A 17,367-nucleotide genomic window follows, 5' to 3' on the forward strand; every position below is an offset into this window, starting at 1 on the left:
CCGACCTCGAAATGGACTGTAGGTGGGCGCCCGCGCGCCGACTAGACCGTACGACCTTGAAGGACCGACAAGCTGCTGTTGATAATGGGCTCGGAAAGAATCATCTATGCCCATCAACGAGCTACGGTCAATTGCGACTTTCGCCAAGGCTGCTGAGCTTGGCAGCCTGCGTCAGGCGGCGGCCGCGCAGGGCATGACGCCGCAGGCGGCTAGCCAGGCCTTGGCCCAGCTGGAGCGACATTTGGGCGTACGGCTGTTCCACCGCACGACACGCAGCTTGTCGCTCACGGACGAGGGCCGACAGTTCCTGGAAGGTGCGCAGCCCGCGCTGGTCGCTATGCAGAGGGCTCTTCTCATGGCGCGGCAGTCGAAGGATGAGATCGCGGGACCGCTGCGCATCGTCGGGCCTCATTCGGTGTTCGCGCCGGTGCTGTGGCCCGTGCTCGACGAGTTCTGCCGCTTGCACCCGGAAGTCCAACCCGACGTGCAATTGGATGATCGCATCGGCAACTGGGTCGAGGACCGTGTTGATGTGGGCTTTCGCGTCGGTCCTTCGCCGGCTGAGGGTGTGATCGCGCGCAAGCTGTTTCCGCTTCAACTCATCATTTGCGCCGCACCGTCGTACCTTGCCGCTCATGGTGCGCCAGACAGCCTGCACGCCCTCGCGGCTCACCGCTGCAGCGTGTTTCGTCATCCAAGCACCGGCAAGATCCTTCCCTGGTTCCTCAAGGTGCAGGATGGCATCGTGCAGCACGAAGTCATTCCTGCGCTGTGCGTCAACGATGAAATCCTAGAGACAGAAGCAGTTCTGGCCGGCCACGTGCTTGGGCTGCTCACAGGCGTCACGGCCGCCCCGCACATCCGCGCAGGGCGCCTGGTGCCCGTACTCACCGAACATGTGGCCGATCAGTCCAGTGCCTTCGTGTACTACGGCAGCCGCACCGATCAACCGAGGCGCGTCAGGGCTTTCATCGACCTGGCAGTCCAGCGCCTGACCAACAACCCTGCGTATGTCCTCACCGCGAAGGAGTTGCGTAGCGCACAAGCGAAGGGGCGCAGGGCTTAGGAGTCTGAACGGCAAACGGCTTGTAGCCGCGGATTCGGGTGTGCGGTCGACCGGTTGGCCGTTTGACCGTCGTGCGTATGCAGAGTTGCCGATGGTCAATTGCTTCGCGTTCAGTCGCACTCGATCACGCTTTGCGCGATGGAGTCCTGGCGAAAGCGCGTGGCTCCGGCGCCGGGGTACTCTCGCGGAGCGCCGCGATGACAAGGTTGAGTGCAGGTGACGCGCGGCGGCTGGCGTAGTAAAGATGATACCCAGGATAGGTGATCCTCCAGTCATCCAGACAGGTCTCAAGTTGTCCGGCGTCGATGAATGGCCGCACGAGATCCTCGGGAAGCCAGGCCAGCCCGTGGCCCGCCAGCGCAGCCGAGACCAGCAGGTCGTTGTTGTTGAACACGAGGCGCCCGCTGACATGGCTGACGACCGTGCGGTTGCCCTGTGAAAACTCCCAGTTCAACAGCCCTCCGTGGGTCGGAAGGCGCATCGTGATGCAGTCGTGTGTGTCTAGCTCAGGCGGCGTTGCGGGCCGTCCGTGCTCCGAAAAGTAGTGCGGCGCTCCGACAACGGCCAGTCGAAGATCGGGCGAGATCCGTACCGCGATCATGTCCCTGGCAACGTCTCCCCCGAGCCGCACACCGATGTCGAAGCGCTCCGCGACGATGTCGGTAAAGCGGTTGTCGGCACTGACCTCGATCTTGATGTCAGGGTATTGCGTCAGCCATGGCAGCAGCCGCGGCCAGACCAGCGTTTTGACCGCGTGTTCTGTCGCCGTGATGCGGACGAGACCCGCCGGCTTGCCGCGCAGTTCGCCAAGAACGGCGAGTTCAGCCTCGATATCGGCCAGCCGCGGCGCGACTGTCTGATAGAGGCGCTCGCCGGCCTCGGTGGGCGAGACGCTGCGCGTCGTCCTGTTGAGCAGCTTTAAGTCGAGTCGGCTTTCCAGGTTGCGGATCGTCTGGCTAAGGGAAGACTGGGTGATCCCGAGCTGCGCCGCCGCGCGGGTAAAGCTCCCTGCCCGCACCACCGCGGCAAAAGCCCCAAGATCGTTTAGGCGTCCCATTCATCGTTTCCTCTACTAAGTGAATGTCCGTTTAGCAGTCTAGTCAATTAATGGGCTCGCGCCTAAATTCAGTCCATCGCAACGAAAGCCATGGAGAACCTTATGAAGACACGACAGCTCGGAACCAACGGACCTGTTGTTTCCGCCCTCGGCCTCGGCTGTATGGGGCTCAGTTTTGGTCTCGGCCCGGCCGCCGATCGCCAGGAAGGTATTACGATGATCCGTGAGGCGGCGGCCCGCGGTGTCACGCTGTTCGACACGGCAGAGGGCTACGGCCCCTTCACCAATGAATTGCTCGTCGGCGAAGCCCTGGAGCCGATCCGCGATCAGGTGACGATTGCGAGCAAATTCGGGTTCAAGCTCGACGAGAACGGCGCGATCGTTGGCCTCGACAGTCGGCCTACGCATATCCGCGACGTGGTCGAGGCGTCGCTCAAGCGCCTTCGCACCGATCGCATTGATCTGCTGTACCAGCACCGGGTCGATCCGGCCGTGCCGATCGAAGACGTAGCAGGAACCGTCAAGGACCTGATCGCCGAAGGCAAGGTCAAGCATTTTGGGCTGTCGGAGGCTGGCGCCGCGACGGTCCGCCGCGCGCACGCCATCCAGCCGGTGGCCGCTATCCAGAACCATTACTCACTCTGGATGCGCGAGCCCGAAGCGGCTCTCCTTGATCTTTGCGATGAGCTTGGGATTGGCTTCGTCGCATGGGGTCCTCTGGGCCAGGGCTTCCTGACCGGGCAGATCACGCCGGACACGAAGTTCGATGACGCGAATGATCTGCGCGCCACGTTTCCGCGCTTCACGCCGGAAGCGTTGAAGGCCAACTTTGCCGTCGTGGATTTTTTACGCGACCTCGGCGTACGCAAAGGCTGCACGCCGGCCCAGATTGCGCTCGCATGGCTTCTGGCGCAACGTCCGTACCTCGTTCCGATACCGGGCGCCACCAAACCGGCGCATCTGGATGACAACCTGGCAGCAGCAGACCTCGTCCTGACGCCGGCTGACCTCGAAGAGATCGACACGGCCTTTGCCACGATCGATGTCAAAGGCGAACCGCTTTCCGAGGGTCTCAGCGCAATGGAAGACAAGTGAGAAACGGAAGATGACAAACATACTGATCGTCGGGGCTAACGGGCAGCTTGCCCGTCATACGACGGCCCGCTTTCTGGCCGAAACCGATGCACGCCTGACGCTGTTTTTGCGCCGCGCTGCGCGGCTGCCCAACCCGCACCCGGACCGCGTCACCATCATCGAAGGCGATGCCACCGACCAGATAGCGCTCATCGCTGCCATGGAGGGCCAGGACGTTGTCTACGCCAATCTGGCGGGTGAGATGGAACACCAGGCGCGCGCCATTGTTGATGCAATGCACGCAGCTGGACTGAAACGCCTGATCTTCATCAGCTCGATGGGAATTTATGGCGAGGTGCCGGGGGAGCGCTACCGCAGCATTCTTGATCCTTATCGCGACTCTGCGGCCGTGATCGAAGCCTCAGACTTGGACTACACGATCCTGCGGCCCGGCTGGTTCACGCGCGCTCCGTCCATCGACTTCACTGTCACTCAGAAGGGTGAGCCGTTCAAAGGTCATGACGTGTCCATGAACAGGCTGGCCTATCTCATCACCAAGCTTTGCCTGTCACCGTCGCTGCATGTGCGCTGCAGCCTTGGCGTCGGCAACTAGTCCGAAGCACCAACAGAAGAAATTCCTCATGCAACAGCGTCAACTCGGCAAAGGCGGTCTCTCCGTTTCCATTCTCGGTCTTGGCTGCATGGGCCTCAGCTACGGCTACGGCCCGGCCACCGACACATCCGAGGCCGTCAAGCTGATCCGCGCAGCCTTTGATCGCGGCGTCTCGTTCTTTGATAGCGCAGAAGCTTACGGCCCTTTCATCAACGAAAGCGTCGTTGGTGAAGCGCTCGAACCCATGCGTGACCAGGTCGTGATCGCTACGAAATTCGGCTTTAAAGAGGGCGACACGCACAAGGGCCTCGACTCACGCCCCGAGCGCATCCGGCAGGTCGCAGAAGAAGCATTGAAGCGCCTGCGCACCGACCGCATCGATCTCTTCTACCAGCACCGCACCGACCCCAATGTGCCGATCGAGGATGTCGCGGGAACGGTCAAGCAGTTGATTCAGGAAGGCAAGGTCAAGCATTTCGGTCTCTCCGAAGCCGGACCCGACAGCATCCGCTGTGCGCATGCGGTCCAGCCGGTCACGGCCCTTCAAAGCGAATATTCGCTGTGGTGGCGTGAGCCGGAGAAAGAAATCCTTCCGCTGCTGGAAGAGCTCGGTATCGGCTTTGTGCCATTCAGCCCGCTGGGCAAGGGTTTCCTTACCGGCGCTATTGATGAGAACACAGCCTTCGGCGCCACGGATTTCCGCAACAGCGTTCCGCGCTTTGCGCCCGAGGCACGTCAGGCCAATCGCGCGCTCGTCGACAGTCTCACCCGCATTGCGTCGCGCAAGGGCGTGACGCCCGCTCAGCTGGCGCTGGCGTGGCTGCTGGCCCAGAAGCCCTGGATCGTGCCGATCCCCGGCACGACCAAGCTTCCTCGCCTGGAAGAGAACCTTGGCGCGGCAGACGTCTCACTCAGCGCGGCAGATCTCGCAGACATCGAGGCGGCGGTCAGGCAAACGCCGGTACAGGGCGAGCGCTATTCCGCCGATCGCCAGAAGCTCGTTGGCCGCTGAATGAACGATCCGGCACGGATTGCCCACGCCGGTCATCACACGACCAAGAAAAGGAAGAGCCATGAAAGAAGTTGTTGTACTGATCGGCGCCGGATCTATCGGCCAGGCGGTTGCGCGGCGTGTGAGCGCCGCCCGCAAAATCCTGCTTGCTGACCTCAAGCAGGAAAACGCGAACCGAGCGGCCGAGGTGTTACTCGATGCCGGCTTCGAGGTCGTAACCGGCACGGTCGATGTCTCCAAGCGCGAGTCCGTTCATCATCTCGCTGAGCAGGCCGCCGCGCTCGGGTCCGTTACCCGCGTCATCCACGCAGCCGGCGTCTCGCCGTCGCAGGCATCGCCGGACACCATCCTGCATGTCGACCTCTATGGCACAGCGCTTGTGCTTGAGGAATTTGGAAACCTGATTGCAGCCGGAGGGTCAGGCGTTGTCATTGCATCGCAGTCCGGACACCGTCTCGGCGCCCTCAGTGAAGAGCAAAACCGGGCTCTGGCACTGACACCTGCTGACGATCTTCTGAACCTGGCCTTCTTGCAGGCCGGTGAGGTCAAGGACTCTTTGCATGCGTATCAGCTTTCGAAGCGCGGCAACGCGCTGAGAGTCATGGCCGAAGCGGTGCGCTGGGGCAAGCGCGGCGCGCGTATCAACACGATCAGCCCGGGCATCATCTTCACGCCGCTTGCGCGTGATGAGCTGACAGGGCCGCGCGGTGAAGGTTATCGCCGGATGCTCGAACTCAGCCCTGCAGGCCGCGGCGGCACGCCGGATGAAGTCGGTGCCATTGCTGCGCTTTTGATGGGGCCGGAAGGCACCTTCTTTACCGGCAGCGACATCTTGATGGATGGCGGTGTGACCGCCTCCTACTTCTACGGCGATCTTGCTCCCGCACCAATGTCATAAGGAGAACTTCCATGCTGCTCAAACGCGCCGGTTCGCAGGCTTCGCAAAAAGGTCCCGAAGAATATTTCACCGGGACCGTTCGTATCGATCCGCTCCATAGCGCCGGCGAACCCGCGCGCGTGTCGTGCGCCAACGTGACGTTCGAGCCGGGCGCCCGCTCGGCGTGGCACACCCATCCGCTCGGCCAGATCCTCGTCGTGACGGCCGGCTGCGGCTGGACCCAATGTGAGGGCGAGCCCATCGTGGAGATCAGGGCGGGAGACGTGATCTGGTGCCCGCCTGGCCACAAGCATTGGCATGGCGCCACACCCACCGCCGCCATGACGCACATGGCGATCCAGGAATCGCTCGATGGCAAGGCCGTGAACTGGCTTGAAAAGGTGACTGACGAGGAATACCGTGCCGGTCCGACCTGAGAAAAGGAGCATCGCAGCAATGGCCGATGTCCCTGACCGGACGCGACGCGAAGTGCTGACTGCCGTGGCCGGCATTTCACTGGGGAGCACGATGCCCGCTTCTGCTTTGGCGCGGGGCATTGCGCGACCGGATGGGCCTTTCCTGGTCGCATATTTCTCTCGGTCGGGAAACACGCGCGTTGTCGCCGGCTTGATCCAGCGCGCCTTCGGCGCGGACATCTTCGAAATCCTTCCGGCAAACCCCTACCCGGACGAATACCTGGCAACCGTTGAACAGGCACGTCAGGAACGCGACAGGAACATCGAGCCTCCCCTGAAAACGAAGGTGCCCGAAATTGCCCACTTTGCAACGGTCTTTCTCGGGATGCCCATCTGGGGCGAGACGGCGCCACCGATCATTCGCAGCTTTCTGTCATCGCACGACTTGTCTGGCAAAACGCTCATCCCGTTCATCACGCATGGCGGCTACGGCCTTGGCAGCAGCGAGCGCGTCATCGCTCGCTATGCATCCCGCGCCCAGCTACGACCTGGGTTCACGATGCAGGCCGACCAGGAACGCCAAACCATGGACCGCGTCCATGCCTGGCTAGGCAGCCGGCCGGCTCAATAGTTCGTCATCAGGCAGGCCCGACCCCCGGGCAGGAAGCGTGGGGCATGGCTGGCGGCGCTTAAAAAGTTCTGAGATGGGTTTCATGGGCACTCCATGGAAGTGATGGGGGTCACTTGCAAGAGCCGCGCCGTTCGATGGGCGAGCTCAGCAAACGAGCCGTTGCCGCGCTTGATTTCCAGAGGATCTCGGTGTTCATGCGCGAAGGGTCCTCGAAGGCACTTGATTCCAGAGGATCGCTACCTCAGCGTAAAACGGGATCGAATGTCGAAGCCGCTTCTCAATCCGGGTGATGGTCCGTGAGCTGTCGGACGACCGCGTCGCGACCGAAGCGCTCGCCAGCCGCTTCTTCTGGATTGATCCACTCTGGCAGCTGCAGTAACAAATACGCGGCCAGACCCTCTAATCGTGGCTCATAGGTCCGTCGCAAACGTCGGATGGCCTCCAGGGCGGGCTCGTCGTCGCGCCAGTCCGGCAATATCCGGCGAATGGTGGGGGTGACAAGGCGCAGCGCCTCCGGATCCAAGAGGCGGGTCGACACTTGCCGGGCCGGCGCCACCCGCAGAGACTCACTCGCTTCATCGAGAACGCGTCTGAGCGCGCAGAAAGTGGCGGTGGCCTGAAGGCGTCGCACGTCGTCGGCGCCAGCAATCAACAGCGTGCACACGTCTAGCACCACCGCCAGCGAACCTAGCCATGAATGGCCCTCGTGCTGCGACCGGTAAAACGCCAACATCGGGTAGACGGCCTGACTCTCGACAAGGTCGCTGGCCCAAATCTCCCAGTCCCTCAGCCAGCGTTCGAGTGCCGCCGAAGTGCCATGCATATGCCAACCGAGCAGAGCCGCAGCGGTTGGCGGCGTACCCGCGCGCGCGGAAAACTCGATCAACTGAAGATCTCGGCGCGTGAAGTGCTGATAGAGCACTGGCAGATATCCGATGGTCAGCGCGATGAAACCGAATCCGGTGCCCGCCTCCACTATCACCAGCAGGCGCGCGAGCGAATGGTGTGGCACGTTGTCGCCGTAGCCGAGCGTGAAGAATGCATCCCCACTGACAATGATCTGATCGACCAGCCCAACGGAGCCGGAGTCCGGGACGAGACCTTGCAGCCCCCATTGCATCAATCCAAAGCCGACGATGAGGCTGGCCGCCCACAGGGCGAAGAGCATGACCATCGACAGCGGTCCGAAGACCCCGATGAAGTCCTCGCGCCGTCTGCCGCTGGGCCAAAGATCGGCGCACCAGACCCAAGCCGCCCAAGTGCACTTGAAGAAGTAACGGTTGAGACGCAGCCGGCGGCGTACGGGGCGCGGTAGCAGAACCACTTCGAAGGCATCGATCAAGGTCGCCAGCGCCAGGACGACGCCGACAAGTATGGCGATCAGGGTCATCAAGGGTCGTCCCAGGAAGAAAGATTCATCATGCCTTGTTCGGATTCAGCCTAGCCAGCCTTTCGGCGAGTTCATCGATGAAAGGCGGTCCGCTCGAGCCGTTGTTCGATGACCGGCGTCCGATTTTTCGTGGCGGTCCCCGCTGCGCTCCTCGGGCGTATGCGGTTGACCCCTGTCTTGCTCATCCAGGAGGCAATTTAGCGCGCGTTTTGCATCGATCACCGTCGGACGACGCGGCATGGAGCGCCACCGGGCACAGACCGGCTTGTGGGCCCACGCACCGGGCGGCATGGGGTAAGGGCATGGGGCAGATCCTGCTGTCGATGCCGGTCAGCGTTCCGCGCGCGCTTCTCGAACCTGAACAGGAAAGGTCAATGCCATGACTTCTGGACCCCATAGCACCGTGGTGCATTGCGTTCGCAAAGGGCGTGCGCAGTGAATCACGATCCGGCGGGAAGAACGACGCAATATCGCTCGCTGGGTTCCGCGCAGGCGTTGTCGCCGCCGCCGACGGATTTGCGCGCCATCGTGATTACGGGCGCGGGCGAAAGGCGTTCTGCGCAGGCGCGGACCTTAGCCGTGGAACCGGGATATTCTCATACGCCTCGACGCTGGCCTGGTTCGCCCGATGCGCATCGTTCCCCAATCAGGTTCCACCGAAACGAGTGCGGCCTTCGCGTAGCGCCTCGCTCGGGCGATTACCGCATGCTGGGCTCGCAGGCAGCGGACCGATTTGCAAAGAACGTACTTCTACCCCAGTGAACGAAGCAAGTCAGAAATACAGGCCAACGACCTCGCAGACCTCACCATCGCCAACGACCGGAAGGGCAAGTAACGAGCGCAGCCCGGCGGCTTGTGCTTCGTCTGCGGTGAGCGCCGCATGAACGGCGCCTCCACTGGCGGCCTGTGCCGCACCGCTTCGCCAGGCCAGTCCGATCGGACCCAGCGCGTCGATCGGCCAGGCCTGCGAGCCGCCGCACGGTAGCGGACCATTGATCTCGCAACGACCGACGGCACGCTGCAGTTGGAGGCCCTCTGCGTCTGGACGCCAGATTTCGGTTCGAAGGGATTGGCATGCTTCTCGCCTTCTGATCCGCAAACCTCAAGCTGGCGCAGCGCGGCCGCCGTCGAAGCATGGCTCTCGAAGCTGGGCGATCTCACGCTCCGACTGCTCCTGTTGACGCTGGAGCTGCGAGGTGAGGTCGGTGGCTCACTGTTCAGCGCCGGCGGGCTCGCTCGCGTAGGGTGGCCGGTTCGACCTGAGCCTCTTGATGCTGTCGCGACCACGCGGCGGCCGCGTCGCGGTGCACCTCAATCAAATCAATGAGTTGCGAGATGCTCTGGCGTTTGGCGGGACGTTGGTTTTCGTGCATTTTGTGGCGATGCCGAAATCGTGAGCCCGGTGGCCGCCTCCGACGCCGTCACTGCCACGATGAAACGGCGGGCTATTCGCGCGCGGCCTGTCGAGCAGCCGGTCCTTGCCTGATCAGCGCCTTCGCGTACCGCTGCACTGCGAAGTGAACGTGCCGCGGAAATTGATGTACTCGAAATGCACCGGTCCAAGCCGACGCAGCCATTCGTCCTCAACGTCCATGCCTTCCTTTCGCCAACGGTCGACCGAGGCAACTCCAGAGTGCTACGACACCATGCTCTAAACGTCGCATATGCCGCCAACAGCAGTCGTTGGTCCGTACGCCGCAGTTGGGCATGGGGACGGGAAACGGAGCGCGCGCAATGCGTTGTCCCTGTCGTCATGCTCTGCCGACAGCCGACGGCGCCCGCGGAGCGGGCCGAGCCCGCTTCCATTCAATCGGCCTTGATGCCGCGTTGGCCCGTCTACACGGCGACTGGTGATGCCTACGCCGAGATCGGAGCCACGCCAGTTGCGAAGTCCGGACTGGCGACCGCGTTCGGACAATAGTGAGGCATGGGTGGGGCGGGCTCGCTTCCCACCCGACGGAGTCAGGCAGCCAGGCGCGCTGCCAGCTGCCGCGCGGTTCGCGCGCTGGCGCCCTTGCCGGTAATCGCCAGCGCCGGGGGGCTGGCCAGCATCCGCTCGAAGACCGCCCGCACTTCTTCCGCCCCGATGTCGTCGATCATCGCAATCGCTTCGGCCATCGGCGTCACGGTCCCGCTGGCGAAGAGCTCTTCGACGGCCTGCTCCATCGTTGCGTAGGTCCGCTCCTCTGCGCGCACGCGGGACACGGTCAGCTGGTTCTTCGCCCGCTCCAGGTGCACCGGATCGATGGCGGTGGCCTGCGCACGCAACAGGCCTCCCATCGCCGTCACCAGCGCGTCTAATTTGTCCGGGGTAGTGACCGCATGCACCACGAAGTTGGCCCAGACGTCTCCGCTGTCGATTGTGGAATGCGCCGTGTAGGCCAGGCCGAGCTGCTCCCGGACTGTGTCAACCAGGGGCGCCGACATCCCGCCTCCAAACAGGTTGGCCGCCAGCGCAGCCGCAAGGCGCCAGCGCTGGTGCGACATCTCCTGTTGCAGCGCGGGCGCCAGCGGATAGGCAATGTTCAGGAACACCTGCGACACCTGCGTAAAGCGCCGGGCCATGGCATGACCGATGTACTTCGCGGGCGCCCGCTGTCGCGTCACGGGTAGGTCGGCCGACGGGGGCATCGCTGCAAAGAGTTCCCCGGCGAGCGCCACCCAGGCTTCGACGTCGAGGTTCCCGGCCCCAGCGACGACGGTCTTTTCCGCGACGTAGTAGGACTGCACGTGCCGGACCAGGTCGTGCCGGGTAAAGCCTTCAATGTTGCCGACGGTGCCGATCACGGGCATGCCCATCGGGTCGTCGCCCCAGATCGCGCGGTCGAGCAATTCGCTGGAGTAGTCCTGTGGGTCCTCCTCGTACTCGATGGCCTCCTGGCGAATCACTTCCAGCTCGCGCTGCAGTTCACTGTCGGGAAATGTGCTGTTCAAGACGATGTCGGCTGTCATGCGCAGCAACTGCTCAGCGTGCCGGCCCAGGCCGGTCATGAAGTAGCCGGTGGTGTCCTTGCCAGTGAACGCGTTGACATCCGCTCCGAGCCGCTCCGCGTCCAGGTTGATGGCCTGAACCGAGCGGGTGGTGGTCCCCTTGAACGCCATGTGCTCCAGGACATGGCCGATGCCGTTGGTGACCGGCGTCTCGTCCCGGGAGCCGACACGCAGGAACACGCCCACACTGGCGCTCTGCGAATGGGGAATGTGAATGGCGAGCAGCCTCACCCCGTTTGGTAGCGTGTGGAGGACCGTGGAGGTGCGCTCCGCCTGCAGTCGGACCATGGCTCAGCGGCCTTCCGGCTGCTGCAGCCTGACGCCGATGCCATAGAGCGCGAGCAGGCCCAGCACGTGCCCCATGGCCATACCGGCCCCCCCCGCTTCAATGCGGCCGATGGTTTGGACATGCACGCCAATGCGCGCGGCCGCGGCGGTTTGGCCCTCGCCGGCCGCCGATCGGGCCAACCTTGCAGCTGCCCCAAAATCTCGGATTGCCTGCATGGCGTCGCCGCCGATGTCTGCCGAGATGCGCTTTCCTTGAGTCATGGGTGCATTGTCGCTGCGCGCGCGACCTGATCGATTCCGTGTTTCGGTAGCCCGTCGCCGCCGGGGGCCGAAAGCGGAAGTTCGCCGTTCGAGTTGCGCCAGGGAACTCTGGCGCGGGGCACACAGACTCACACGCCGAGCATGTGCGGCAAGGGCACCAGCTCACTAGCCATAAGACCCTGCAGATAGCGGCGGGCATGTGCCTTGCCCACAGCGTGCACGATGAATGACATCTGCGCATGGAGACTGGTATCGTTCGGGCGGGCGGACTTGCTGCACACATCGGCAGTCGGCACTCCGAGGCCCGCGGCACCGGTCGCGTCAAAGTCCGACCTGCGCGCCAAGCCGGCGGCGACGTCAAAGATCGCCCGACGCGCGTCATGCATACTCATGGATAGCTTGAGGAGCTGGATCAAGCTCGCGATCACGGCCTCTTCGCTGCAGGCGTTGTCGAGCACTTGTGCAGCAACAAGAAGACAGCCGCGGTCCACCCGAGTCTGGCCACAACATTGTTTGCGCGATAGCCGGGGAGTTCCGGTGTCCCAAGCCAGGCGTCCGTGAGCAACGGATCGGGCGGGACGTGGGGCAACGTCGATTCGTTGGTCATGTGCTTTCTCCTGCGGCTCAGTCTTTGCCTACCTTGTCTGCGAGTCGGACAAAGCCTACGTGGTGGACCTCATGTACCGCGGGCTCTGCAGGACAGGGCGCGCCCACTCGCGCCTCGGTACCCGCGGGACGGCGCCCATTCAAAGGAAGTTAGGTCGCCTGCCACACAGCCGGCGTCGAAGGCGTCGCCCCAGCTTGTACACGGCTCATCCGCTGCGGCCAGCGCTTCCCAGACACTCGCGTCCTCTTTCGACTCGAGGAGCAGCCAGTAGAAATGCCCTGGGTCGGGCTCGTCGACCGTAATCGCGATCTTGCGCAGGTAGGTGGTCATCGAGTCGGGGGGACTGTTCGGAAAGGATATACCCGCTCCGAAGGACAAACTTGCGTGAAACTGGACGGGCGCATGGAGATCTCCTCCGGGTCGGTCCGACGCCGACGAGCCGGCTACCTGAAATCCCGGCTCGATACACGAATCTCGCCCAGCAGAGGCGTGTGGTTCCAGAGGTTCGTCGCGACGAGCGAGTTCACCCCCTTCGCGCTCTGCCAGGTCCCCTGCACAGTAAGCAGGCGCGACTGGCGCAGCACCGACCGCTGGGCTTCCGCGAGCTTCGGCCAGACGATGATGTTCACCGTCCCGGTCTCGTCCTCGAGCGTCGCGAAGATCACCCCCTTGGATGTGCTCGGCTGCTGGCGGTGCGTGACGATGCCGCTGGCCGTGACCTGGTCGCGATCGTGGGCCTGCGTGCGCAGATCCTCTGCCGTGCGGACGCCCAGGTCGGCGAGGCGGTGCCGGATCAGCGCAAGCGGATGCCGCCGCAGGCTCAGGCCCATCGACGAATAGTCGTCGGCAACCTCTGAGCCTTCGGAGGGCTCTCCGAATGCAAACGGCTCCTCGGTCGTGCGCGCCTTGCGCAGCATCTCGGTCGGCCGGGTGTCAACGCCCGCGGCTTCCCAGACGGCACCCGGTCGCCGCCCCGACAAGGTCAGCAGCGCGTCGGCGCCCGACAGGCACCGGAGGTCGTGCGCATCGAGCGCCGCGCGCTTGACCAGGTCCTCGACGCTCGCGAAGGGTCCGTCCTGGCGTACCGCCACGATTCTTTCTGCGGCCTGCTCGCGCATCCCGACGATGCGCGACATCCCGAGGCGCACCGCACGCAGCGGCGTCGCGTAGCTCGCATCCCAGCGGGGCAGAGCGCTGGCTTGCGTCACCTCCTCGAGCGTGCTGGCCCAGTCGCTGACCGTGACGTCCACCGGCCGCACGACCACGCCATGGTCCCGTGCGTCGCGCACGAGCTGCGCGGGTGCGTAGAAGCCCATCGGCTGGCTGTTGAGCAGGGCCGCGAGGAAGGCATCGGGATGGTGCCGCTTGAGGTAGCAGGACACGTAGACCAGCAGCGCAAAGCTCGCGGCGTGGCTCTCGGGAAAGCCATAGGAGCTGAAGCCCTCGACCTGCTTCGCAATCTGGCCCGCGAATTCGGCCGTGTAGCCCTTTTGCAGCATGCGCTCCACGAGGCGGCGCTGATGCACCGCGAGTCCGCCGCGCTTGCGCCAGGCGCCCATCGCGCGGCGCAGCTGGTCGGCCTCGCCGGCCGTGAAGTCCGCCGCGAGCATCGCGATCTGCATCACCTGCTCCTGGAAGATCGGCACGCCGAGGGTGCGCTCGGTCGCCTTCTTGATCTCGTCGCTCGGGTAGGTCACGGCTTCCTCGCCCGCGCGGCGCCTCAGGTACGGATGCACCATGCCGCCCTGGATTGGCCCGGGCCGCACGATCGCCACCTGGATCACGAGGTCGTAGAAGCAGCGCGGGCGCATGCGCGGCAGCATCGTCATCTGCGCGCGGCTCTCGATCTGGAACACCCCGACCGTGTCCGCCTTGCAGATCATGTCGTAGGTCGCCGGATCCTCGGCCGGCACTTCCTGCATGCCGAAGGGCACACTCAGCTTCATCGCCACCAGGTCGAGCGCGCGGTGGATGGCCGTGAGCATGCCGAGCGCGAGCACGTCGACCTTGATCAGCCCCAGCGCATCGAGGTCGTTCTTGTCCCACTGGACGACGCTGCGGTTCTCCATCGATGCGTTCTCGACCGGCACGAGGCGGCTGAGCTTGTCGCGTGCGATCACGAAGCCGCCCGGATGCTGGCTCAGGTGCCGCGGGAAGTCGCGGATTTCATTGGCCAGGTGCAGCCACTGCTTCACCCGGCGGTCGGTGGGGTCGAGCTCGTTCTCGAGCAGGCAGGCGTCGCTGACCCACTGCTCGTCGGTGCCGTAGGCGGTCTTCGCGAGCCGGTCGACGACCTCCAGCGCAAAGCCGAACGCCTTGCCGACATCGCGGATCGCGGACTTGCTGCGGTACGCGATCACGACACCCGTCAGCGCCGCACGGTCGCGCCCGTACTTGCGATAGATGTACTGAATCACTTCCTCGCGGCGCTGGTGTTCGAAGTCGATGTCGATGTCCGGTGGCTCCTTGCGCTCGACGCTGATGAAGCGCTCGAACAGCACGTTCATGCGCTCCGGGTCGACCTCGGTCACGTAGAGGCAATAGCAGATCGCCGAGTTGGCCGCGGAGCCCCGGCCCTGGCACAGAATGCCGCGATCGCGCGCCCAGCGTACGATGTCCTCCACCGTCAGGAAGTACGCCTCGTAGTCGAGCTGGCGGATGACTGCCAATTCATGCTCGATCTGGCCGCGCACCTTGTCGGGAAGCTTCGAGGGAAAGCGCTTCTGCGCGCCGGCGTAGGCGAGCTTGCGCAGGTAGGAGGGCGGCGTCTCGCCCGGCGGCACGAGCTCCTCGGGGTATTCATAGCGCAGTTCCTCGAGGCTGAAGGTGCACCGGCGCGCGACCTCGACGGTTTCGCGCATCCACGCGTCCGGGAAGGCCTGTCGCAGGTACGCGCGCCCGCGCAGGTAGGCCTCGCCGTTGGGCTGGAGCTCATAGCCGCACTGGCTCACCGGCCGGCCCACTCGCACGGCCGTGACCACGTCCTGCAGGGGCTTGCGCAGCCGTGTGTGCATCACGGGGCTCGCCGTCGCGACGATGCGCAACTGCGTGAGCTCGGCCACCTGCTCGATGATCCAGCAGCGCAACTCGTCATCGAGTCCCATCGGTCTTGGCTCGAGCAGCCAAGCGCGACCGTCGAACCAGGTCTTGAGCCACATCGCCTTGGCGAACAAGGTCTCGACCGTCTCGTCGGGATCGGGCAACAGCAGCGCGATGCAGCCCGGCAGGCCCGCGAGGTGCGGCGCCTTGGCGGTCTTGCCCTCGAAATCGGCGACCTGCGCAAGGTACTGCCCCTTCCCGGCGCGGCGGCGCGCCAAGGTGATCGCCTCGCTGAGGTTGCCGTAGCCCCGCCGGTCCTGCGCGAGGAACACAACCCGCGCGTGCGGATGGCCGCCCGCGGTGGTGAGCAGGATCTCGCTGCCGACGATGAAGTGGATGCCGCACTCGCGGGCCGCGAGGTGCGCGCGCACAACGCCCGAGACCGAACATTCGTCGGTGAGCGCCATCGCGGTGTAGAGCTTGGAGGCGGCGCGCTCGACGAGTTCCTCGGGCTCGGAGGCGCCGACCAGGAAGCTGCAGTTGGAGCGGCAATAGAGTTCTGCGTAGGGTGGTGGGGCGGGTGGCATACTGTACAAAGATACAGTATTTAACGGCGCACTCTGTGCAAAATGACTGGATGCATATACAGTCTCATAGATGGATCCCGTCACCACCGACATCTGGATCGCCGCTTGCGCACATGAGCTGCACCGGCGCTGGCGCACGGTCGATCCTGATCAGCTCGACGAGGTCGCGGCCGACCTCTGGAACGACGAGCGCCTGCGCGCGATGTCGCCCGTGCGGGCCGCGGCCGTTTGGCTCGCGCCGGTGGCGCACGACCCCGGTCCCCGCACAATGCGCTGATGTGCAGTCACTATCAGGCCGAGAAGCCGCAGGCAGATCGAGAAACACTTCGGCATCCGGTTGCCGCCCGAGTGGGAGCCGCCGCCCGGGGGCCTGCACATCTACCCGACGCAGATGGCGCCGTTCATCCGCAGGCCGCCCGAGCGCGAGTCGGGCGATGACGTGGTGCCCGCGTTCGAACTCGTCGAGGGGCACTTTGGGCTGCTGCCGGGCTTCGCCAAGGAGGTCCGGTACGGCGTCAACACGTACAACGCGCGCACCGAGACCGTCCGCGAGCTCGCGAGCTTCAAGAACGCCTGCGCCAAGCCGCGGCATTGCATCGTGCTGTGCGAGGCGATCTACGAGCCGGACTGGCGCAGCGGCCAGTTAGTGCCGACACGGTTCACGGCGGCCAACGACGAGACACTCGGCGTGGCCGGTCACTGGTCGCCGTGGAGGAATCCGGCAACTGCCGAGTGGGAGCTGAGTTTCGCGATGCTCACGATCAACGCCGACACGCATCCTCTCTTCAGGCTCATGCACCGGCCCGATCCGAAGCGCCCGCCGGAGATGCAGGACAAGCGCATGGTCGTGATCTTGCCGCAGGCGCAGTACGGCGAGTGGCTCGACGCGCCGCCCGAGCGCTCGATGGAGTTCATGCGGCAGTTCCCGGCTGAGCGGCTGGCCATGGTGGCCGAGCCTTTGGCGCCGAAGGAGCCCAAGGCGAAACCGGCTCGGGCCATGAAAGCGCCGCCGGAAGAGCCTTCGCTTTTCTGATTGTTGCGTTGCCTCGGACGCCTTGGCCACAGCGTCGCTCCTGATGCCCGATACGCCCGACCACATCTGCTCAACGACTGGTTGCTGTCATTCACGCGCAAAGATTGAACGGCAACGAAGGGCCCCAGAGCCTACGGTCAGGGCCCAGCAAGGCCAGATAGGCGACACGACAACCTGGCCCCAGCCTCGGCTGGGGCCGTTTTGTCGTTTCTGGGGGGCGTCGCGCCCGTTAACGGATCTCGCACTTCCACTTCTGCAAGACCCAGGCGAATTCGACCTCCTCCAGGCCGACGATGGTCAGCTCGTTCCCGGCGATGGCCTTGATCTTCGGGTCGTAGCGGGCCGCCGTTATGACAAAGCATTGATAGTCAAACTATCACGTACTAAAGTTCTATGGAGGGCGCGGGGGAGTGACCTGGAGGTAC

At 64.2% G+C, this 17,367-nt stretch carries 15 protein-coding genes; 9 read left to right on the forward strand and 6 right to left on the reverse strand.

Features of this window, described 5'->3' with window-relative positions; genetic code table 11:
- Window positions 1–106 precede the first annotated feature (106 nt).
- Complete coding sequence (locus QTI04_RS15610) at window positions 107–1,066, forward strand: LysR family transcriptional regulator (protein ID WP_286616403.1); 960 nt, start codon at window positions 107–109, stop codon at window positions 1,064–1,066.
- Window positions 1,067–1,190: 124 nt separating this feature from the next.
- Here QTI04_RS15610 and QTI04_RS15615 read toward each other — a convergent pair whose 3' ends face one another.
- Window positions 1,191–2,123, reverse strand: a complete 933-nt coding sequence (locus QTI04_RS15615) for a LysR family transcriptional regulator (RefSeq protein WP_286616405.1) — start codon at window positions 2,121–2,123, stop codon at window positions 1,191–1,193.
- A gap of 102 nt (window positions 2,124–2,225) precedes the next feature.
- Between QTI04_RS15615 and QTI04_RS15620 the strand changes: the two genes are divergently transcribed.
- The 6 genes from QTI04_RS15620 (at window position 2,226) to QTI04_RS15645 (ending at window position 6,746) form a co-directional block, all read left to right on the forward strand.
- On the forward strand, window positions 2,226–3,218 hold the full coding sequence (locus QTI04_RS15620; RefSeq protein ID WP_286616406.1) for an aldo/keto reductase: 993 nt from the start codon (window positions 2,226–2,228) through the stop codon (window positions 3,216–3,218).
- Window positions 3,219–3,228: 10 nt separating this feature from the next.
- A complete protein-coding gene (locus QTI04_RS15625; protein WP_286616407.1) occupies window positions 3,229–3,810 on the forward strand; it encodes an NAD(P)H-binding protein in 582 nt (193 codons plus the stop codon).
- 28 nt (window positions 3,811–3,838) lie between these two features.
- Window positions 3,839–4,822 carry an aldo/keto reductase gene (locus QTI04_RS15630; RefSeq protein ID WP_286616408.1) on the forward strand — a complete coding sequence of 328 codons (984 nt, stop codon included), beginning with the start codon at window positions 3,839–3,841 and terminating at the stop codon, window positions 4,820–4,822.
- Window positions 4,823–4,883: 61 nt separating this feature from the next.
- Window positions 4,884–5,720, forward strand: coding sequence for an SDR family oxidoreductase (locus QTI04_RS15635; protein ID WP_286616410.1), 837 nt, complete (start codon window positions 4,884–4,886; stop codon window positions 5,718–5,720).
- 11 nt (window positions 5,721–5,731) lie between these two features.
- Window positions 5,732–6,136, forward strand: coding sequence for a cupin domain-containing protein (locus QTI04_RS15640; RefSeq protein ID WP_286616411.1), 405 nt, complete (start codon window positions 5,732–5,734; stop codon window positions 6,134–6,136).
- 19 nt (window positions 6,137–6,155) lie between these two features.
- Complete coding sequence (locus tag QTI04_RS15645; protein WP_286616412.1) at window positions 6,156–6,746, forward strand: flavodoxin; 591 nt, start codon at window positions 6,156–6,158, stop codon at window positions 6,744–6,746.
- Window positions 6,747–7,023: 277 nt separating this feature from the next.
- On the opposite strand, the gene QTI04_RS15650 is transcribed toward QTI04_RS15645, so the two are convergent.
- The 5 genes from QTI04_RS15650 to QTI04_RS15670 form a co-directional block, all read right to left on the reverse strand.
- Window positions 7,024–8,136: a potassium channel family protein gene (locus QTI04_RS15650; protein ID WP_286616413.1), complete on the reverse strand. Its 1,113-nt coding sequence runs from the start codon at window positions 8,134–8,136 to the stop codon at window positions 7,024–7,026.
- A 1,962-nt stretch (window positions 8,137–10,098) separates the two neighbouring features.
- On the reverse strand, window positions 10,099–11,415 hold the full coding sequence (locus QTI04_RS15655; protein WP_286616414.1) for a pitrilysin family protein: 1,317 nt from the start codon (window positions 11,413–11,415) through the stop codon (window positions 10,099–10,101).
- 3 nt (window positions 11,416–11,418) lie between these two features.
- Window positions 11,419–11,676, reverse strand: coding sequence for a helix-turn-helix transcriptional regulator (locus QTI04_RS15660; RefSeq protein WP_286616415.1), 258 nt, complete (start codon window positions 11,674–11,676; stop codon window positions 11,419–11,421).
- Window positions 11,677–11,804: 128 nt separating this feature from the next.
- Window positions 11,805–12,134 (reverse strand): hypothetical protein, encoded by a 330-nt coding sequence (locus QTI04_RS15665; protein ID WP_286616416.1) that lies wholly within the window; start codon window positions 12,132–12,134, stop codon window positions 11,805–11,807.
- 592 nt (window positions 12,135–12,726) lie between these two features.
- Window positions 12,727–15,909 carry an error-prone DNA polymerase gene (locus QTI04_RS15670; protein WP_286616417.1) on the reverse strand — a complete coding sequence of 1,061 codons (3,183 nt, stop codon included), beginning with the start codon at window positions 15,907–15,909 and terminating at the stop codon, window positions 12,727–12,729.
- Between the two features lie 70 nt (window positions 15,910–15,979).
- Between QTI04_RS15670 and QTI04_RS15675 the strand changes: the two genes are divergently transcribed.
- Window positions 15,980–16,186, forward strand: a complete 207-nt coding sequence (locus QTI04_RS15675; protein WP_286616418.1) for a hypothetical protein — start codon at window positions 15,980–15,982, stop codon at window positions 16,184–16,186.
- A gap of 60 nt (window positions 16,187–16,246) precedes the next feature.
- Window positions 16,247–16,942, forward strand: a complete 696-nt coding sequence (locus QTI04_RS15680; RefSeq protein WP_286616419.1) for an SOS response-associated peptidase — start codon at window positions 16,247–16,249, stop codon at window positions 16,940–16,942.
- The last annotated feature ends 425 nt before the right edge of the window (window positions 16,943–17,367 follow it).

The organism is Variovorax sp. J22R115 (assembly GCF_030317005.1).
GTDB lineage: Bacteria > Pseudomonadota > Gammaproteobacteria > Burkholderiales > Burkholderiaceae_C > Variovorax.